This window comes from Ensifer sp. Root1252, assembly GCF_001425885.1.
In the GTDB taxonomy this organism is placed as follows: Bacteria; Pseudomonadota; Alphaproteobacteria; order Rhizobiales; family Rhizobiaceae; genus Ensifer; species Ensifer canadensis.
Genome location: NZ_LMDT01000034.1, coordinates 500,054 through 518,308, shown reverse-complemented (window position 1 = coordinate 518,308; position 18,255 = coordinate 500,054). Strand labels below are relative to the sequence as shown.

Genomic DNA, 18,255 nt, shown 5'->3' with positions numbered 1-18,255 from the left:
CAAGATGTCCTATGACCAGAAGCGTGTCGTTGATGCCATCCGTGCCTTCGAAGCCGGCGAGATTGTCGTCGTCACCGACGATGGCGGCCGTGAGAACGAAGGCGACCTGATCGTCGCCGCGGTCCATTGCACGCCGGAGAAAATGGCCTTCATCGTGCGCCACACCTCGGGCATCGTCTGCACGCCGATGCCGCGCGAAGAGGCAAAGCGCCTCAATCTCAATGCCATGGTGGCAGAGAACGACTCGGCGCACACCACCGCCTTTACCGTCTCGGTCGACTTCAAACACGGCACGACAACCGGCATCTCCGCTGACGATCGCACGCTGACGGTGCGCAACCTTGCCAACCCCAATGTCGGCCCGACCGATTTTGTGCGGCCGGGCCACATCTTCCCGCTGGTTGCCCGCGAAGGCGGCGTTCTGATGCGCTCGGGCCACACGGAGGCGGCCGTCGATCTCTGCAAGCTCGCAAGCCTGCCGCCGATCGGCGTCATCTGCGAACTGGTCAATGACGACGGTACCGTCACGCGCGGCCCGCAGGTCAGCGCGTTTGCCGAAAAGCACGGTTTGAAGCAGGTTTCCGTCGCCGACCTGATCGCCTACCGTCAGCGCAAGGAAACGCTGATCGAGCAGGGCGGTTCGTTCGACATCGAGACACCCTACGGCATGGCCAAGGGACATTCCTACTCGCTCCCCTGGGATCCGATGCAACACCTCGCCGTCGTCTTCGGCGACATCCGCGACGGCGTCGACATTCCGGTTCGCCTGCACCTTGAAAATGTCGGTGCCGACGTTTTCGGCAAGGACTGCCAGATCGACCGGATCATGAAGCGCATGGCCGAAGAGGGCAGGGGCGTCATCGTCTATCTGCGCGAAGGCTCGGTCGGCGTCGGCGTGTCGCAGACCGCCCGCAAGGGCAAGCATGAACGCGAAGCCCATGACGAGGCGCAGGCTCGTGAAAGCGAGTGGCTGGAGATCGGTCTCGGCGCACAGATTCTGAAGGATCTCGGCATCAGCTCCATCCGGCTCATCGCCTCACGCGAGCGCCACTATGTCGGCCTCGAAGGCTTCGGCATCAAGATCGCCGCGACAGACATCATCTGACGCTGAGCGATTGCACGTCTGCACACCTCGCAAGCCCGGACGAACATCCGGGCTTTTGCTTTTTTTGCGCGGTTCTTGGTGTTCGAAACGAAAAAGCCGCGCACGAGGCGCGGCTTTGAAAATCGGTCTGTGGCGAGTGCCATCACGGCAGGGCGTCGTAGCCTTCGCCGAAGCCTTTGAGGTCGACCGGAATGCCAATGCCTTCTTCCGGCGACTGGAAGACGATGAAGGTTGCCGTCGCGCCGGAACGGAAGGTCTTCAACAGTTCGTCTTCGAGCACGACCTCGGCATAGCAGCCGTCGGAGAAGCAGCGCACGAAATAGGCGCGGCCGATATCCTTGCCGTCGACGTTGAGGCCAAGGCCGTTCGGCAACAGCACGCCGAGCGGCGCCAGAACGCGCAGGATCTTCGCCTTGCGGTCGGCGGTCTTCAGCACGACGACCGAGAGGCCGACTTCCGGCCGGTCCTCGGCGATGACGTTCTGCATCAGGGCGCATTGGTCGGTTGACGCACCTGCCGGCTGATCGCAGACGATCGACCATGCGCCATGGTTGGACTTGACCGTTCCGGGCGCGCCAGCGGGTTGTTGGGCAGCACTCGCCGTAGGAAGGGCGAGGACGGCAAATCCGAGAGCGGCAAGAGCCGACAGTCGGGAGAAAAGGGGCAGGCCCATGTAAACCTCAAAACGTCGAATCATCAGGGCTATTCTTGAAGCGCGCGGGAGAAAATGAAAAGCCCTGTGGGGTACATTCCAGCGCCATATGGCGGAAATTGGGCTCGCGGAGCGCCATTGTCGCGCTGATGTGGCGTGATAGCGCCGTCAGTGGCGCAGACCGGGACATATAAGTCGATTCGCTGGGGGTTCCGAGGGGTGCCTGTGAGAAAAGTCGCATTTGTGCAAAAATGCCGCATGGGGTTGATTGCACAGATGTTGCGGCGTTGGGCAAACTGTGGTTTGAAGCGCTGCAGTATCGCAGGGATTCTGCGTTCCGGTTTGATCCTGATCAAGCGCATTGGGGAGACATATTGTGAAAAATAAGGCTTATGCAGTTATGGCAGCGCTTGCCTGTCTGCTTTTTGCTTCGAGCGCCTTCGCTGACAAGCCTGTCGATTGGCAGACGAACTTTCAGACGGCTGCGACGGGCATTATGGAAGAGATCACGTGGTTTGAGCACTATACCCTGTGGTTCATCATTCCGATCACTCTTTTTGTCCTCCTGCTGCTGATTGTCGTGGTGGTCAAATTCCGTGAGAGCGTCAACCCGGTTCCCTCCAAGACCAGCCACAACACCGCTATCGAAGTTGTCTGGACCGTTGGTCCGGTCATCATCCTGCTATTCCTGGCGATCCCGTCCTTCCAGCTTCTGACCGCGCAGCTGACGCCGCCGCAGAATCCGGACCTGACGGTCAAGGCGACGGGCAACCAGTGGTACTGGTCCTATGAATATGAAGTCGGCGAAAGCCCGCTCTCCTTCGACAGTCTGCTGATGAAGGAAGAAGATCGTGCGGGTCTCGGCAAGGAAGACAAGGCCGAATACCCGCGTCTGCTCGCCGTCGACAACGAAGTCGTCGTTCCGGTCGGCAAGACCGTTCGTGTGCTCGTCACGGCTGCCGACGTCATCCACGCTTTCGCAATGCCTGCCTTCGGCGTTAAGATCGATGCCGTTCCCGGCCGCCTGAACGAAACCTGGTTCAAGGCTGACCGCGAAGGCCTCTATTACGGCCAGTGTTCCGAGCTCTGCGGCAAGGACCACGCCTATATGCCGATCGCCATCCGCGTTGTTTCGCAGGAAAAATACGACGCCTGGCTCGCTGCCGCCGCAACCAATATCGGCGATGCGAACAAGGCGCTCATGGCGTCCATCGACGGCGCGGCCAAGGCCGTTGACGTCGCTGCCAACGCCGCACAGTAATCGGAAGGGGAGCTCGACCCATGGCTGGAACAGCCGCTCATCACGACCAACGCCATGATCACTCCGATCATGGTCACGCAGACCACGCGCACAAGCCGTTGACCTTCTTTCAGCGCTGGTTTCTGTCAACCAACCACAAGGACATCGGCACGCTCTACCTGATCTTCGCGATCATCGCGGGCATCATCGGCGGCACGCTGTCGGTGTTCATGCGCGCCGAGCTGCAGGAACCGGGCATCCAGATCTTCCACGGTCTGGCGCAGATGGTTTACGGCTTCGAGGGCGATGCTGCCATCGACGGCGGCAAGCACATGTTCAACGTGTTCACGACCGCGCACGCGCTCATCATGATCTTCTTCATGGTCATGCCGGCGCTGATCGGGGGCTTCGCCAACTGGATGGTTCCGATCATGATCGGCGCGCCGGACATGGCGTTCCCGCGCATGAACAACATCTCCTTCTGGCTGATCATTCCGGCCTTTCTGCTGGTTCTGCTTTCGATGTTCGTCGAAGGTCCGGCAGGCGCCTATGGTGCGGGGGGCGGATGGACGATCTATCCACCATTCTCGACATCAGGCATGCCCGGGCCGGCGATGGATCTTGTGATCCTTGGCCTGCACATCGCCGGTGCCTCGTCGATCCTCGGCGCGATCAACTTCATCACCACGATCCTGAACATGCGCGCTCCGGGCATGACGCTGCACAAGATGCCGCTGTTTGCCTGGTCGGTTCTGATCACCGCCTTCCTGCTTCTGCTCTCGCTGCCGGTTCTGGCAGGTGGCATCACCATGCTGCTGACCGACCGCAACTTCGGCACGGCCTTCTTCGCGCCTGAAGGCGGCGGCGACCCGATCCTGTTCCAGCACCTGTTCTGGTTCTTCGGTCACCCGGAAGTGTACATCCTGATCCTGCCGGGCTTCGGCATCGTCAGCCACATCGTTTCCACCTTCTCGCGTAAGCCGATCTTCGGCTACCTCGGCATGGCCTACGCCATGGTCGCGATCGGCGCCGTCGGCTTCATCGTGTGGGCGCACCACATGTACACCGTCGGCATGTCGCTCGACACGCAGCGTTACTTCGTCTTCGCGACGATGGTTATCGCTGTTCCGACCGGCGTGAAGATCTTCTCGTGGATCGCGACGATGTGGGGTGGTTCGATCCGCTTCACGACCCCGATGGTCTGGGCGATCGGCTTCATCTTCCTGTTCACCGTCGGTGGTGTCACGGGCGTTCAGCTCGCCAACGCCGGTCTCGACCGTTCGCTGCACGACACCTACTACGTGGTTGCTCACTTCCACTACGTTCTGTCGCTCGGCGCCGTGTTCGCGATCTTCGCTGCCTGGTACTACTGGTTCCCGAAGATGACCGGCTACATGTACTCCGAGTTCCTCGGCAAGCTGCACTTCTGGGTCATGTTCATCGGTGTGAACTTGATCTTCTTCCCGCAGCACTTCCTGGGTCTCGCCGGCATGCCGCGCCGCTACATCGACTATCCGGATGCCTATGCCGGCTGGAACATGGTGTCGTCCTACGGCTCGTACATCGCAGCCGTCGGCGTGCTGATCTTCCTCTTCTGTGTCGCTGAAGCCTTCGCAAAGAAGCGCGTCGCTGGCGACAATCCGTGGGGCGAGGGTGCGAACACGCTGGAATGGCAGCTGTCTTCGCCGCCGCCGTTCCACCAGTGGGAACAACTCCCGCGCATCAAGTGATGGGAAAGAAACAGAAGCCGCCGATCCCGGCGGCTTCACCCCGCCGGAGAACCGGCAAAAGACGGCCCGTATGGGCAAAAGACGATCAAGGACGAGACATGACGGTCATCGACAATCACGAAGCAGTTGGCAGGGGTGGTGCACCGCGCCTGTCCGAGGCCTCTGCACGCGATTATTTCGAGCTTCTGAAACCCCGCGTCATGTCGCTCGTTGTGTTCACTGCGCTTGCAGGCCTCGTGCTTGCACCCGGACATATCAATCCCTTCATTGGTTTCATCGCCATCCTGTGCATCGCTGTTGGCGCCGGCGCCTCAGGCGCGCTCAATATGTGGTATGACGCCGACATCGACGCGGTCATGACCCGCACGGCCAAGCGCCCGATCCCTGCAGGCAAGATCCTGCCCGAGGAAGCCCTCGCCTTCGGCCTGACGCTCTCCGCCTTTTCCGTGATCATCCTCGGGCTCGCCGTCAATTGGCTCGCAGCCGGGTTGCTCGCCTTCACCATCTTCTTCTACGCCGTCATCTATACGATGTGGCTCAAGCGCTCGACGCCGCAGAACATCGTCATCGGCGGTGCTGCCGGTGCCTTCCCGCCGATGATCGGCTGGGCGTGCGTGACCGGCGGCGTATCGGTGGAAAGCATCGTCCTGTTCCTCATCACCTTCCTGTGGACGCCAGCGCATTTCTGGGCGCTGGCGCTGTTCAAGATGGGCGACTACGGCGCCGTCGGCGTGCCGATGCTGCCCAACGTCTGCGGCCAGGCAACCACCAAGAAGCAGATCGTCATCTATGCAGTCCTGACGGCCCTGATCGGCATCTGTCCCACCTTGCTCGGTTTTGCGAGCATCGGGTATGGCGCGGTTGCAGCGGCACTAGGCCTGGGCTTCGTTTGGTATTCGATCGGCGTGCTGCGCATGCCTGAGGCGGATGAGCGCATGCTGCCCGCCAAGAAGCTTTTCGCCTTCTCGATCATGTATCTGTTCGTGATCTTCTCCGCCCTGATGGCGGATCACCTGATCGTCAATATCTGGCTGAATGCCGGGAGTGTTGCCTGATGGAAACCGTCAAGCTGAACGAAGCCCAGAAGAAGTCCCGCCGCGGCCGCAACATTGCGCTCGGTATCGTGCTGGCTGGCCTGGTCGTCCTCTTTTACGTCGTCACGCTGATCAAGTTCGGCAACGGCATGGTCAACTGAGGGAAGCGCGATATGACGACCTCTCAGGACCCTCAGCAGAAGCAGCGCTCCAACGGCGCTATCGTCGGTACTTGCATTGCCTTCGTCGTCGGCATGACCGGCATGGCCTATGCGGCCGTGCCGCTCTATGACATGTTCTGCCGCGTCACCGGCTATAACGGCACGACGCAGCGCGTCGAGCAGGCATCGGATGTCATTCTCGACGAAAAGGTCAAGGTGACCTTCGACGCCAATACCTCCGGCGGCCTGCCGTGGGAGTTCAGGCCGGTTCAACGCGACATCGATGTGCGGATCGGCGAGACGGTACAGGTGATGTACCGCGCCAAGAACCTTTCGTCGAAGCCGACGACCGGGCAGGCGACGTTCAACGTCACGCCGATGCAGGCCGGTGCCTATTTCAACAAGGTTCAATGCTTCTGCTTTACCGAGACAACACTGCAGCCGGGAGAGGAGATGGAGATGCCGGTGGTATTCTTCGTCGATCCGGACATGGTCAAGGCGGTAGAGACCAAGGACATCAAGACACTGACACTTTCCTACACCTTCTACCCACGCGAGCCGTCGAAGCCGGTCGCACAGGTGAAGACGGGCGAAACTGAGAACAAACTTTGACTGGAGGCCCGTTTCGGCTATGCCGAAAGGGCGACAAGAGAAAGACCTATCGGGGATTACTGACATGGCCGATGCACATCAGAAGAATCACGACTACCACATCATCGACCCGAGCCCCTGGCCGTTGCTTGCCTCGATCGGCGCATTCGTCATGGCGTTCGGCGGTGTCGGCTACATGCGCTATCTCTCGGGCGGCTCCTTCAAGCTGTTCGGCGCTGACCTTGCCAATCCGTGGGTCTTCTTCATCGGCCTCACAGTCGTTCTCTACACCATGTACGGCTGGTGGTCGGACACGGTGAAGGAAGCGCACGAGGGTCACCACACCCGCGTCGTCTCGCTGCACCTGCGCTACGGCATGATCATGTTCATCGCTTCGGAAGTGATGTTCTTCGTCGCCTGGTTCTGGGCCTACTTCGACGCCAGCCTGTTCCCGGGCGAAGCCATTCAGGCAACCCGCGCCGCCTTCACCGGTGGTGTCTGGCCGCCGAAGGGCATCGAGGTTCTCGACCCCTGGCATCTGCCGCTCTACAACACCGTCATCCTGCTGCTTTCCGGCACGACGGTCACCTGGGCGCACCACGCACTGCTCCACAACGACCGCAAGGGCCTCGTCTACGGCCTGTCGCTGACGGTCGTGCTCGGCGTGCTGTTTTCCTACGTCCAGGCCTACGAATACGCTCACGCTCCGTTCGCCTTCAAGGACTCGATCTACGGCGCGACCTTCTTCATGGCGACCGGCTTCCACGGCTTCCACGTTCTCGTTGGTACGATCTTCCTGCTCGTCTGCCTGCTGCGCGCGCTGCGTGGCGACTTCACGCCGAAGCAGCACTTCGGCTTCGAAGCGGCGGCCTGGTACTGGCACTTCGTTGACGTCGTCTGGCTGTTCCTCTTCTTCTCCATCTACATCTGGGGTGGTTGGGGCGCGCCGGTCGCTCACATGTAAGAAGATTTGAGCGCAAGCTCTTCTCGATAAGGCGGCTGCGACCATGCAGCCGCCTTATTTTTTGTTTGCATTACGGCGGAATCGATGGGGCGAGCCGACATGAATATTCGCGTGGCTGCGGTGACGACGGCCTGGCTTCTGGCAGGATGCTTTTCAGCCTCTGCCGGCGATCCGGCCGACCGCGTGGTGGTGCACAAGGAGAAGCGCATCCTGCAGCTCTACCGGGGTGGAGAGATGCTGCGCCAGTATTCGGTCGCGCTTGGCGGCAATCCCATCGGTCACAAGGAACGCGAAGGTGACCGGCGAACGCCGGAAGGCCTCTATGTCCTCGATTGGCGCAACGACAAGAGCGGCTATCACCTGTCGATGCACGTCTCCTATCCGAGACCCGAGGATATCAAGGCAGCGGCAGCTAAGGGCGTCGACCCCGGTGGCATGATCATGATCCACGGCCAGCGCAATTATTTCGGCTGGCTGGCGTTTATGACGCAGATGTTCGATTGGACGGACGGCTGCATTGCGGTTACGAATGCCGAAATGGATGAAATCTGGGACCTGGTTCCCAACAACACCCCGATCGAGATCAATCCGTGAGTGACGACAAAGCCCTCTATCCGCCGGTCGACCCGGTCATGGCAGGTATCAAAGGCCATTGCCCGCGATGCGGCCAGGGAAAGCTGTTCGATGGGTTCCTGACGGTAAAGCCCGCCTGCGCCAGCTGCGATCTCGACTATCGTTTCGCCGATTCCGGCGATGGTCCTGTCGTCTTCGTCATCCTGATTGTCGGCTTCATCGTCGTCGGTGCGGCACTGTGGATGGAGGTAAACCTCAATCCACCGCTCTGGCTGCATTTCCTGCTCTGGATACCGCTGGCGATCGTGCTCAGCCTCGGCCTGACGCGCATGCTGAAGGGCATCCTTATCAACCTGCAGTATCGCAACAACGCGCGGCCCGGCGAGATCGACCGTGGCTGAGATCGAGACCAGGAAGAAGGGCAGCCTTGTTGCGCGCCTCGGCGCATTCGCCGTGCTCGCTATCGTCTTCGCCATCCTCATTTCGCTCGGCACCTGGCAGATGCAGCGGCTGCACTGGAAAGAGGGCCTGCTTCAAGCGATCGCTGAACGGCGGTCGGCGCCGCCGGTGACGCTTGCCGAGGTCGAAAAGATTTCAGCCGAAGGCGGCGATATCGATTATCGCACCGTCAATGTTTCCGGCACCTTCGACCACAGCAAGGAGCGGCACTTCTTCGCGACCTACAACGGTCGCACCGGCTACTATGTCTTTACGCCGCTGAATATCGAGGACGGCCGTGCCTTGTTCGTCAACCGCGGTTTCGTTCCCTTCGAACTGAAGGATTCGTCGACCCGTCTCGCGGGCGAGCTTCCGGCGTCCGTGGCCATCCATGGCCTCGCAAGGCCGAAGCTCGCCGAAAAGCCGTCGTCGCTGGTCCCGGACAATGACCTCGCCAAGAATATCTTTTACTGGAAGGACCTCGACACGATGGCATCTTCGGTCGGGCTTCCCGCCGAGAAGGTCGTACCGTTCTTCGTCGACGCCGATGCTACGCCCAATCCGGGTGGGCTTCCGATCGGCGGCGTTACCCAGTTCGACCTGCCGAACAGCCATCTGCAATACGCGCTGACCTGGTACGGTCTTGCCGGAGCCCTGGTCGTCGTCAGCGGCGTTTTTCTGATGCGGCGCAAGCCATAGGCGGGCCTCTACAGCGCCGCGCGTCTTATTATCGCAAAGGTCGCTGTAGCACTTTGATTTGCTGCATGTTTTTATCCTTAAATCGAATAGGACTTAAGGAAACAGGCTGTAGCGCCGTGCTATCCCTGACCGACGCAGTTGGGGGACATGTGGAATGGGTTTGATATCGACGATCCTGATCGCGCTGACGGCGCTGTTGCATCTCGGTTTTCTCGTGCTGGAGATGTTTCTGTGGACGAGGCCTGAGGGACGTTCGGTGTTCCGCATGACGGTGGAGCAGGCGGAAGCGACCCGGGTGCTCGCCGCCAACCAGGGGCTTTACAACGGCTTTCTCGCAGCTGGTCTTTTCTGGTCTCTTCTGCAGCCGGAGGCGTCATTTGCCTTCGAGTTGAAGGTGTTCTTCCTTGTGTGCGTGATCGTTGCCGCTATATATGGCGCGTGGTCCGTCAAGCCGCGCATCCTGTTGATCCAGGGCGGCCCGGCGATTGCAGCCCTTGTTTTCGTTCTACTGGCATCCTGATCCATGGCATCATCCGCGGCAAAATCCCCGATCACCATTCGCCTTTGCGGGCCGCGCGGTTTCTGCGCCGGCGTCGACCGGGCGATCCAGATCGTCGTCCTGGCGCTGAAGGAATTCGGCGCGCCGGTCTATGTTCGCCACGAGATCGTGCATAATCGTTATGTGGTCGAAGGGCTGGAAGCCAAGGGTGCCATTTTCGTCGAGGAACTCGACGAGATCCCGCCGGAGCATCGCAAGCAGCCGGTGGTGTTTTCCGCCCATGGCGTGCCGAAATCGGTGCCTGCGGATGCCGATACACGCAATCTCTTCTATCTCGACGCCACATGTCCGCTGGTCTCTAAGGTGCACAAGCAGGCGATGCGCCACAACCGGCTGGGCCGCCACGTGGTGCTGATCGGCCATGCCGGTCACCCCGAAGTCATCGGCACCATGGGGCAACTGCCGGAAGGCGCGGTATCGCTCGTCGAGACGATCGAGGATGCGGACGTCTATATGCCGCCGGATCCGGAAAATCTCGGTTTTGTTACCCAGACCACACTCTCCGTCGACGACACTGCCGGGGTCATCAAGCGGCTGCATGAGCGCTTCCCCAATCTGACTGCGCCGGCTGCGGACTCGATCTGCTATGCCACCACCAACCGCCAGGAAGCGGTCAAGCAGGCGGCACCCGGCTGCGATCTGTTCCTGGTTGTCGGTGCGCCGAACTCGTCGAACTCCAAGCGCCTGGTCGAAGTGGCGCTGAAAGCCGGCGCGAAAAAGTCCGTTCTCGTGCAGCGGGCAGCGGAAATCGACTGGGATTCGATCGGCGAAATCTCGACCGTCGGCCTGTCTGCCGGCGCATCGGCGCCTGAGGTCATCGTCAACGAGATCATCGAGGCGTTCCGCGAGCGCTACGACGCCGTCGTTGAACTTGCCGACACCGTCGAGGAAAATGAGAACTTCCTCGTCAACCGCGAGATCCGGCACGTGCCGCTGACCGCCGCCGACATGGCCTTCGTCAACGGCGAATAACCCGCATATCTTGCCCGCATTTGAAAGTGAACGACCGTGGCAGTTTACACCGATATCACGGAAGACGACCTGAGCGCCTTTCTCGAGGCCTATGACGTCGGCCAGCTGACGTCCTACAAGGGCATCGCCGAGGGGGTCGAAAACTCCAACTTCCTGCTGCACACGACAAAGGGCGCCTATATCCTCACGCTCTACGAGAAGCGGGTGAACGCAGGTGACCTGCCGTTCTTCCTGGGGCTGATGCATCATCTGGCCGATCGCGGGCTTTCCTGTCCGCTGCCCCTGCCGCGCTCCGACGGCGAACTGCTGGGCGAATTGTCCGGCCGTCCGGCCGCCATGATTTCGTTCCTCGAAGGCATGTGGCTTCGCAAGCCGGAGGCCAAGCATTGCCGCGAGGTCGGCAGGGCGTTGGCTGAGATGCATGTCGCTAGCCAGGGCTTCGACCTGAGGCGCACCAATGCGCTTTCGGTCGGCGGTTGGCGGCCGCTATGGGTCAATTCCGAGGCGCGCGCCGACGAGGTGCAGACCGGCCTTAAGGACGAGATTTCCGCCGAGCTTGCGCATCTCGAGAGCCATTGGCCGAAATCGCTGCCGGATGGTGTCATCCATGCCGATCTGTTCCCCGACAATGTCTTCTTCCTCGGCGACCAGCTTTCCGGCCTGATCGACTTCTATTTCGCCTGCAACGATTATCTCGCCTACGATGTGGCGGTCTGCCTCAACTCGTGGTGCTTCGAAAAGAACGGCTCCTACAATATCACCAAGGGCATGGCGCTGCTTTCGGGTTATGAGAGCGTGCGCAAGCTGACGGCGGATGAGGTCGAAGCCCTGCCGCTGCTCTGCCGCGGTTCGGCACTGCGCTTCTTCCTGACGCGCCTCTACGACTGGCTGATGACGCCGGCCGGCGCCTTGGTGGTGAAGAAGGATCCGCTCGAATATTTGACGAAGATCCGGTTCCACCGGGCGATCGTTTCCAGCGCCGAATACGGCCTCCGGATCGAAGAGACCTCTGCATGAAACACGTTGATATTTTTACGGACGGCGCCTGCTCGGGCAACCCCGGGCCGGGCGGCTGGGGCGCGGTGCTGCGCTACGGCGAGGTGGAAAAGGATATGTGCGGGGGCGAGGCGGAAACGACCAACAACCGCATGGAGCTTCTGGCGGCGATCTCGGCGCTGGATGCGCTGAAGAACGCCTGCGAGGTCGACCTGCATACCGACAGCAAATATGTGATGGACGGCATCTCCAAGTGGATCCACGGCTGGAAGAAAAACGGCTGGAAGACCGCGGACAAGAAGCCGGTGAAGAACGGCGAACTCTGGCAGGCGCTGGACGAGGCCAACCGCCGCCATAAAGTCACCTGGCACTGGGTTAAGGGCCATGCCGGCCATCCGGAAAACGAGCGCGCCGACGAACTCGCCCGCAAGGGCATGGAGCCCTACAAGAAGGGGCGCCGTCCGGATCCTCTCGCAAAATGAAAAACGGGCCGCATGGCCCGTTTTTCATTCGCAGTGACGTCTAAGCCTAGAGCTGCTCCAGCATCGCGGCGGCGCCCGATACGGTCGCCTGGCCCGGGCTTTCCTCAAGATTGAGCGTCTTCACCACGCCGTCTTCGACAAGCATCGAATAACGCTTGGAGCGGACGCCGAGCGTGCCGGCGGACAGATCGATATCCATGCCGAGTGCCTTGGTGAACGCGGCATTCCAGTCCGAGAGAAAGTGGATCTTGCCCATGCCGCCCGACGATGTCGCCCAGGCACCCATGACATGCAGGTCGTTGACGGCAACCACGGCGATATCATCGATACCGCGCGACAGGATCGCGTCACGGTTTTCGAGATAGCCGGGCAGATGGTTGAGCGAGCAGGTGGGGGTAAAGGCGCCCGGCACGGCAAAGAGCACGACGCGCTTGCCCTTGAAAAGCTGTTCGGTCGTCACTTCCACCGGACCATCGGCGGTCTTTTCCTTGAAGGTAGCAGCGGGCAGCTTGTCTCCGACGGCAATGGTCACGGCATTCTCCTTGCGTTGCGCGCATGGCCAGACCGGCGTTCCGGCAGGGCGTTGTCGCGGCTTGAGTTGTGCGTCCGGGTGTCTCCGGCGATTGTTTTTGGACCCAACCGCCTGAAACCGGCAAGACTATAGAGGCGCATCAATCAAAGGCAAGGGTCGTTTCCATGCTGCGCCCGCCGGCGCGCACGGTGAGGATGACCGGCTTTCCCTTCAGCGTCTTATCCTTGCCGGAGAGCCGAACGGGGATCTCGGCCTTTAGCTCCGCACCTTCCGCCTGAGTGATTGCCGGCTTGCCGAAGGAGACGCCTGAGGCGCCGGCAAGAAACAGTTCGCGGTGCTCCTTGCCGGTGTCCGGCGGTAGCTTCAACGAGAGGCGCACCGCTGCCTTGTGCTCGTCATAAACGGCGGTTGTCACCTTGAAATCCTCGGAGGGCGGTTCCGGCAGGGCGGCGACTGCACCGTCGATGCGGGCGGCATCGAGCGGGTTGTCGAAGTCGTCATGCTTGAGCGTCAGATTCAGTTCGCCCTGCACCGGGATGCAGATGTCCTCGCAGATCCCGAGGAACACCGAGGCGCGGATCTTCACGTCTCCCTTGCCGTGCAGGCGCTTCAGCGTCAAGGGGAAGGCGACTGACTTGTCGTAGCCGACATAGCGCACCACCCCGTCGTCGAAGGTCTTGGGCACGGGAAAGCCGATCTTTTCAAGAACGACTCCTTCGGCCGGATCAAGCGTGATCTGCGGGGGAATGCCGCTAGCGCCGGGCTCGCGCCAATAGGTCTTCCAGCCGGGGTTCAGCTTGACCTCGAGCGTCGCCGGGATCGTGCCATCCTTTTGCAATGGCGCGGCAACAATGCGGATCATGCCGCCGGTTGATGTCATCCATTCGCTGGTCGCCGCCTGGGCGCTGGCAGGCAGAAAAAATGCGAGGAGAAGGCTTGCCGTGCCGATGCGCTGGACCATGTTCTGATATGTGGGACGTTTGATCATGGCCAAAGCAATATCGCTTTTGCCGGCAACGCTCCAGACGCCCCTTTGGGCGCGGAGATCATAAATGTTTGATCAAGCAGAACAGGGTAAACGCGGTACGTGCATTATTTGGCGGTCGCGACGTTGAAGCGCTTTTCATTTCGCGACGAATTGGTAGGCTGTCCGCATTATGGCGATACCCATGGCACAGAAGAAACGGGAACGCGGTTTCCTTGACGGTCAGTTCCTGATCGCCATGCCTGGGATGTTTGACACGAATTTTGCCCGCACCGTCATCTTCATCTGCGCCCATTCGGACGACGGCGCCATGGGCTTCATCCTCAACCGGCCGCAGCAGCTGACCTTCCCCGATGTGCTGATGCACCTCGAAATCCTCGACGAGGACGAGGCAATCCGTCTGCCGGCGATGACCCGCGATTTCCAGATTCAGGCGGGCGGCCCGGTCGAGACCGGGCGTGGTTTCGTGCTGCACTCTGACGATTATTTAAGCGATTCCAGCATTCCGGTCAGCGACGATATCTGCCTGACCGCCACGCTCGACATCGTCCGTGCGATCTCGCGCGGGGAGGGGCCGCACCGGGCGACGATGATGCTGGGTTATGCCGGCTGGGGTCCCGGCCAGCTTGAGGCGGAGATCACCCAGAACGGCTGGCTGACCTGCCCGGCGCGCGAAGAGCTGATCTTCGACAAGGCGCTCGGCGACAAATACGATCGCGCTCTGGCATTGATGGGCGTCAGCCCGGCGATGCTGTCGATCGAGGCCGGCCACGCCTGATACCCGGCGCCGAAGATCCGGCCATGAACTGTAATCCAGATTGCCTCAATCAGATTCGTCCATGAGACATCCGAGGCTGCGTGTATCCGCAGCCTTGCAGTGGCGCACCCTTGTGGAGCTTAAGCCCGTTTCATCAGCGGAAATCGCTCTTTCAACAGCCGCAGGATCGACTCCGAACCGATCGGCGGGCCGAACAGGAAGCTCTGGCCGTAGTCGCAGCCCATCTGTGAAAGCTGGATAGCGTCTTCCTCGGACTCGATGCCTTCGGCCACAACCTGCATGTCGAGTTCGCGTGCCATGGTGATCACCGAGCGCAGCAGAATGCCGCGCTTATCGCTCGGGTCTCGCACCAGCGCCTTGTCGATCTTGATCGTATCGAAGGGGAAGCGGGTGAGATAGGAGAGCGACGAGTGGCCCGTGCCGAAGTCGTCGAGCGCCAGCTTCAAGCCGGCTTCCTTCAGCTTCTCAAGCACCAACCGCGCCTGCTCCGGATTCTCCATGACAAGAGATTCGGTCAGCTCCATCTTCACCTTGGCCGGGTCGCAACGGTTCTTGTTCAGCACGGCACGAACGTCGTCATAGAGCTCGTTGTTGAGCAGCTGCGCGCTGGAGAGATTGATCGACACGAAGATCGGCAGATCGCCGGTCTGGATCTGCCATTCCGTGAGGTCGCTGGTCGCCTTGTCGAATGCGAACATGCCGAGCTGGTTGATCAGGTCGGAATTCTCGGCGATCGGGATGAACTCGGTCGGCGAGACATTGCCGCGCTTGGGGTGATCCCAGCGCATCAGCGCCTCGAAACCGGCAATCTCGGCGTCGCTGAGCCGCACGATCGGTTGGTAGACCAGCGACAGTTCCTTGCGCTCGATCGCTCGCTTGAGATCGGCTTCGAGCTGCATGCGATCCGAGCCGGAGGTTCTAAAGGCTGGACGGAAAGGCTCGACGCGGTTGCCGCCTTCCTTCTTGGCGCGGAACATCGCAAGCTCCGCGTCGTCGATCAGGCCGGCAGCGCTCTGCTCCTGGTCGAGCCAGGAGACGAGGCCGATGGACGCGGTGAGGTTGATTTCGCGGTTGCCATAGTTGAGCGGCACCATGATCGCCTTGCTGACCGCGTCGGCGAAATCGGCGACCTTGGCCGGGTCGCGCTCCGACATCAGGATCAGCCCGAACTGGTCGCCGCCGAGGCGCGCGAGCGTGTCTTGCGGGCGCAGCAGCCGGCGCAGCCGGCGCGTCAGTGCGATCAGGATGTTGTCACCGGCGGCAATGCCGAGCAGGTCGTTGACCTGCTTGTAGCGATCGATATCAATCGCCAGAACGGTCGGGCGTGCGGTCGTGGTGTCGGCCATCAGCAGGATGGCCTGCAGGCGGTCGAGGAAGACCTGACGATTGGGAAGGCCGGTCAGATTGTCATGCAGCGCGTTGTGCAGCAGACGTTCGACCGAGTTGCGCTGCTCGGTGATGTCGATGATCGTGCCGACGCAGCGGATGATCTCGCCATTGGCGCCAAGCACCGGGCGGGCGCGGATCGACAGCCAGTGATAATGGCCATCCTCTGCACGTACACGGAATTCGTGGTTGAGCTTGCCGCGGCGGTGTTCGAGCAGGACGTCGAGCGTGGCACGGAAGCGATCGCGGTCATCGGGGTGCAGGCGCGGCAACCAGTTGCGCAAGGGGCCGTGCATCGAGCCCATGGAGAGACCGAGCTGCAGGGAGATATCGGGAATGGTGACGACGCGGTCACGCGCCACATCCCAGTCCCAGACCGTATCGCCGGAACCCGTCAGCGCCAGCGACTGGCGCTCAAGATCGGAGAACAGGCCCTGCTGGTAGGCGCCGCCGGCAAAGGCGTGCTGCATGACGGTGAAGCCGATCAAGAGCACGATCAGGACGAGGCCGCCGCCAAGTGCTGGCTGGACGATGTCGTTTGCCAGCTGGCCGGTGACGGTCAGCCACGCGCCGAACAGCCAGACCAGAATGAGCAGCCAGGCGGGGACCAGCAGGATGGCGCGGTCGTAACGGTTGAAGCCGAGATAGGCGATCAGCACGATCCCGACCGTTGCCGTCAGTGCGAATGAGAGGCGGGCGATACCCGATGCGATTGCCGGATCATAGACCGCAACGCCGAAGAGCAGGCCAAGGCCGAGGATCCAGGCGAGTGTCGCATAACCCAGATGCTGGTGCCAGCGATTGAGGTTGAGATAGGTGAAGAGAAAGATCACCAGGCCTGCCGCGAGGAACACCTCGGTTCCCGCTCGCCATATTCGCTCGTCGCCGGCCGTGACGCTGATGAGCTTGGACAAGAAGCCGAAATCGACGCAGATATAGGCAAGCACCGCCCAGGCGAGTGCTGCCGTTGCCGGCAGCATCGAGGTTCCCTTGACCACGAACAGGATCGTCAGGAACACCGCGAGCAGGCCGGCGATGCCGAGAACGATGCCGCGATAGAGCGTGAAGGCGTTGACCGTGTCCTTGTAGGCGTCCGGTTGCCAGAGGTAGATCTGCGGCAGCTCAGGCGTCGCCAGCTCTGCGACGAAGGTGATGACCGCGCCTGGGTTGAGCGTGATCTGGAAGACGTCCGAATCGTCGCTCGGCAGCCGTTCGAGCGCAAAGCCCTCGCTCGGCGTGATCGACAGCATGCGTTGCGACCCGAGGTCGGGCCAGAAGAGCTTGGAATTCACCAGGCGAAAATGCGGCGCGACGATCACGCGGTCGAGCTGTTCGCCCGAAACGTTGGCGAGCGCGAAAACCGCCCAGTCGCCCTGGTGGTTCTCGGTGCTGGAACGCACTTCGATGCGCCGGACGATACCGTCAGCGCCTGGCGCCGTCGAAACCTGGAAGGCTTCGCTGCGGCCGCTATAGATCTCGGTCGTCGCGGTCAGGTCGAGTGCGGTGTCTTCGCGTGAAATCTTGACCGGCTCAAGAGCATGGGCAATGCCGCTAAAGGCGCAGAACAGCGTCGTGAGAGCGATCAGAAACGCTGCCAGCTTCGAGGCTGACCATGCGAAGGGCGAGCGGGTTAGAGGCATCAAAGGGGCAATTTCCTGTTCGGTACGGCATCATCGGACAGGAGAGAGAAAAGCACATGGTCACGCCATTGCCCGTTAATCCTCAAGTACTGTCTTAAGTAGCCTTCACGCTCAAAACCGGCCTTTTCAAGGAGCCGGATGCTTCTTGAGTTCTCCGGAATACAGGCTGCTTCAATACGGTGCAACTCAAGGCTCGAAAAGATGTAGGGAATCGCAAGCTTGAGGGCGGCAAACATGTGGCCGTGGCCGGCATGACGCTCGCCCATCCAGTAGCCGATCATGCAGTTTTGCCCGGCACCGCGACGGATGTGGCCGATGGTGATCCCGCCGAGCAGGGTCTCCGCGGGCTTGTGGAAAAGAAAAAGCGGTACGGCCTGGCCGGATGCGAATTCCTGCTCATTGCGGATGACGCGGCCGCGAAAGGCGCTTTCCGTCATTTCGTCGGCGCGCCAGGTCGGTTCCCACGGTTCCAGAAAGCCGCGGCTCTCGCTTCGAAGGTGGTACCATTGGCGATAATCGGCGTAACGGGGGAGGCGGAGCAGGTAATCCTGGTTGGCGATCTCGATCGTCTCGGGCTGTCGCGACAGGAACCGAAAAACCGATCGTGTCATATGTGCCTCCGAGGCCTTCCAGTTGAACGCGCGGAAGATCCTTAACCGCCCGGCGCACGGCGCCCTTTGCGCTGTCGCAAATCCGAGCGTTGCACAACTTTGCGCACAAATCGAATCCGATTTTACG

The 18,255-nt window shown here is 61.0% G+C and carries 20 protein-coding genes; 15 read left to right on the top strand and 5 right to left on the bottom strand.

The window, feature by feature from the left end:
• Positions 1-4: 4 nt before the first annotated feature.
• Entirely contained in the window at positions 5-1,105 is a 1,101-nt protein-coding gene (gene ribB, locus ASD02_RS29310) for a 3,4-dihydroxy-2-butanone-4-phosphate synthase (protein WP_025426169.1), read from the top strand.
• A 142-nt stretch (positions 1,106-1,247) separates the two neighbouring features.
• On the opposite strand, the gene ASD02_RS29305 is transcribed toward ribB, so the two are convergent.
• Complete coding sequence (locus ASD02_RS29305) at positions 1,248-1,778, bottom strand: invasion associated locus B family protein (protein WP_025426170.1); 531 nt, start codon at positions 1,776-1,778, stop codon at positions 1,248-1,250.
• A 355-nt stretch (positions 1,779-2,133) separates the two neighbouring features.
• On the opposite strand from ASD02_RS29305, the gene coxB reads away from it, so the two are divergent.
• From coxB to rnhA, 13 genes are all read left to right on the top strand, one after another.
• Complete coding sequence (gene coxB, locus ASD02_RS29300; RefSeq protein ID WP_025426171.1) at positions 2,134-3,018, top strand: cytochrome c oxidase subunit II; 885 nt, start codon at positions 2,134-2,136, stop codon at positions 3,016-3,018.
• 20 nt (positions 3,019-3,038) lie between these two features.
• Positions 3,039-4,727 (top strand): cytochrome c oxidase subunit I, encoded by a 1,689-nt coding sequence (ctaD, locus tag ASD02_RS29295; RefSeq protein ID WP_025426172.1) that lies wholly within the window; start codon positions 3,039-3,041, stop codon positions 4,725-4,727.
• A gap of 98 nt (positions 4,728-4,825) precedes the next feature.
• Positions 4,826-5,782 carry a heme o synthase gene (locus tag ASD02_RS29290; protein ID WP_025426173.1) on the top strand — a complete coding sequence of 319 codons (957 nt, stop codon included), beginning with the start codon at positions 4,826-4,828 and terminating at the stop codon, positions 5,780-5,782.
• Complete coding sequence (locus ASD02_RS39305; RefSeq protein ID WP_025426174.1) at positions 5,782-5,922, top strand: hypothetical protein; 141 nt, start codon at positions 5,782-5,784, stop codon at positions 5,920-5,922. Before ASD02_RS29290 ends, ASD02_RS39305 begins: the two co-directional genes overlap by 1 nt.
• Before the next feature lie 12 nt (positions 5,923-5,934).
• On the top strand, positions 5,935-6,534 hold the full coding sequence (locus ASD02_RS29280) for a cytochrome c oxidase assembly protein (RefSeq protein WP_025426175.1): 600 nt from the start codon (positions 5,935-5,937) through the stop codon (positions 6,532-6,534).
• A gap of 64 nt (positions 6,535-6,598) precedes the next feature.
• On the top strand, positions 6,599-7,477 hold the full coding sequence (locus ASD02_RS29275; RefSeq protein ID WP_025426176.1) for a cytochrome c oxidase subunit 3: 879 nt from the start codon (positions 6,599-6,601) through the stop codon (positions 7,475-7,477).
• Positions 7,478-7,576: 99 nt separating this feature from the next.
• Positions 7,577-8,071, top strand: coding sequence for a L,D-transpeptidase family protein (locus ASD02_RS29270; protein WP_057211512.1), 495 nt, complete (start codon positions 7,577-7,579; stop codon positions 8,069-8,071).
• Positions 8,068-8,451 carry a DUF983 domain-containing protein gene (locus ASD02_RS29265; RefSeq protein WP_025426178.1) on the top strand — a complete coding sequence of 128 codons (384 nt, stop codon included), beginning with the start codon at positions 8,068-8,070 and terminating at the stop codon, positions 8,449-8,451. The genes ASD02_RS29270 and ASD02_RS29265 overlap by 4 nt, the downstream gene beginning before the upstream one ends.
• Before the next feature lie 52 nt (positions 8,452-8,503).
• Positions 8,504-9,187, top strand: coding sequence for an SURF1 family protein (locus ASD02_RS29260; protein ID WP_239637574.1), 684 nt, complete (start codon positions 8,504-8,506; stop codon positions 9,185-9,187).
• A 154-nt stretch (positions 9,188-9,341) separates the two neighbouring features.
• Positions 9,342-9,707 carry a DUF1304 domain-containing protein gene (locus ASD02_RS29255; RefSeq protein ID WP_025426180.1) on the top strand — a complete coding sequence of 122 codons (366 nt, stop codon included), beginning with the start codon at positions 9,342-9,344 and terminating at the stop codon, positions 9,705-9,707.
• 3 nt (positions 9,708-9,710) lie between these two features.
• The gene (ispH, locus tag ASD02_RS29250) at positions 9,711-10,718 is read left to right on the top strand and encodes a 4-hydroxy-3-methylbut-2-enyl diphosphate reductase (protein WP_025426181.1); all 1,008 of its coding nucleotides are present in this window, start codon (positions 9,711-9,713) and stop codon (positions 10,716-10,718) included.
• A 36-nt stretch (positions 10,719-10,754) separates the two neighbouring features.
• Complete coding sequence (locus ASD02_RS29245) at positions 10,755-11,735, top strand: homoserine kinase (protein ID WP_025426182.1); 981 nt, start codon at positions 10,755-10,757, stop codon at positions 11,733-11,735.
• Positions 11,732-12,196 carry a ribonuclease HI gene (gene rnhA, locus ASD02_RS29240; RefSeq protein ID WP_025426183.1) on the top strand — a complete coding sequence of 155 codons (465 nt, stop codon included), beginning with the start codon at positions 11,732-11,734 and terminating at the stop codon, positions 12,194-12,196. Before ASD02_RS29245 ends, rnhA begins: the two co-directional genes overlap by 4 nt.
• Before the next feature lie 46 nt (positions 12,197-12,242).
• Here the strand turns inward: rnhA and ASD02_RS29235 are convergent, their stop codons facing one another.
• On the bottom strand, positions 12,243-12,728 hold the full coding sequence (locus tag ASD02_RS29235; protein WP_025426184.1) for a peroxiredoxin: 486 nt from the start codon (positions 12,726-12,728) through the stop codon (positions 12,243-12,245).
• Between the two features lie 139 nt (positions 12,729-12,867).
• Positions 12,868-13,716 (bottom strand): protein-disulfide reductase DsbD domain-containing protein, encoded by an 849-nt coding sequence (locus ASD02_RS29230; protein WP_025426185.1) that lies wholly within the window; start codon positions 13,714-13,716, stop codon positions 12,868-12,870.
• A gap of 169 nt (positions 13,717-13,885) precedes the next feature.
• Here ASD02_RS29230 and ASD02_RS29225 point away from each other — a divergent pair, with 169 nt between their 5' ends.
• On the top strand, positions 13,886-14,491 hold the full coding sequence (locus ASD02_RS29225; RefSeq protein WP_025426186.1) for a YqgE/AlgH family protein: 606 nt from the start codon (positions 13,886-13,888) through the stop codon (positions 14,489-14,491).
• 119 nt (positions 14,492-14,610) lie between these two features.
• On the opposite strand, the gene ASD02_RS29220 is transcribed toward ASD02_RS29225, so the two are convergent.
• Positions 14,611-17,517 carry an EAL domain-containing protein gene (locus ASD02_RS29220; protein ID WP_025426187.1) on the bottom strand — a complete coding sequence of 969 codons (2,907 nt, stop codon included), beginning with the start codon at positions 17,515-17,517 and terminating at the stop codon, positions 14,611-14,613.
• Positions 17,517-18,128: a GNAT family protein gene (locus tag ASD02_RS29215; RefSeq protein WP_025426188.1), complete on the bottom strand. Its 612-nt coding sequence runs from the start codon at positions 18,126-18,128 to the stop codon at positions 17,517-17,519. The genes ASD02_RS29220 and ASD02_RS29215 overlap by 1 nt, the downstream gene beginning before the upstream one ends.
• Positions 18,129-18,255 lie beyond the last annotated feature (127 nt).

Bases quoted from the DNA above. Each gene is read 5' to 3' on its own strand.
- ribB (WP_025426169.1), top strand. From the start codon at position 5: ATGTCCTATGACCAGAAGCGTGTCGTTGATGCCATCCGTGCCTTCGAA.
- ASD02_RS29305 (WP_025426170.1), bottom strand. From the start codon at position 1,778: ATGGGCCTGCCCCTTTTCTCCCGACTGTCGGCTCTTGCCGCTCTCGGA.
- ctaD (WP_025426172.1), top strand. From the start codon at position 3,039: ATGGCTGGAACAGCCGCTCATCACGACCAACGCCATGATCACTCCGAT.
- ASD02_RS29290 (WP_025426173.1), top strand. From the start codon at position 4,826: ATGACGGTCATCGACAATCACGAAGCAGTTGGCAGGGGTGGTGCACCG.
- ASD02_RS39305 (WP_025426174.1), top strand. From the start codon at position 5,782: ATGGAAACCGTCAAGCTGAACGAAGCCCAGAAGAAGTCCCGCCGCGGC.
- ASD02_RS29280 (WP_025426175.1), top strand. From the start codon at position 5,935: ATGACGACCTCTCAGGACCCTCAGCAGAAGCAGCGCTCCAACGGCGCT.
- ASD02_RS29275 (WP_025426176.1), top strand. From the start codon at position 6,599: ATGGCCGATGCACATCAGAAGAATCACGACTACCACATCATCGACCCG.
- ASD02_RS29270 (WP_057211512.1), top strand. From the start codon at position 7,577: ATGAATATTCGCGTGGCTGCGGTGACGACGGCCTGGCTTCTGGCAGGA.
- ASD02_RS29255 (WP_025426180.1), top strand. From the start codon at position 9,342: ATGGGTTTGATATCGACGATCCTGATCGCGCTGACGGCGCTGTTGCAT.
- ispH (WP_025426181.1), top strand. From the start codon at position 9,711: ATGGCATCATCCGCGGCAAAATCCCCGATCACCATTCGCCTTTGCGGG.
- rnhA (WP_025426183.1), top strand. From the start codon at position 11,732: ATGAAACACGTTGATATTTTTACGGACGGCGCCTGCTCGGGCAACCCC.
- ASD02_RS29230 (WP_025426185.1), bottom strand. From the start codon at position 13,716: ATGATCAAACGTCCCACATATCAGAACATGGTCCAGCGCATCGGCACG.
- ASD02_RS29225 (WP_025426186.1), top strand. From the start codon at position 13,886: ATGGCGATACCCATGGCACAGAAGAAACGGGAACGCGGTTTCCTTGAC.
- ASD02_RS29220 (WP_025426187.1), bottom strand. From the start codon at position 17,517: ATGCCTCTAACCCGCTCGCCCTTCGCATGGTCAGCCTCGAAGCTGGCA.
- ASD02_RS29215 (WP_025426188.1), bottom strand. From the start codon at position 18,128: ATGACACGATCGGTTTTTCGGTTCCTGTCGCGACAGCCCGAGACGATC.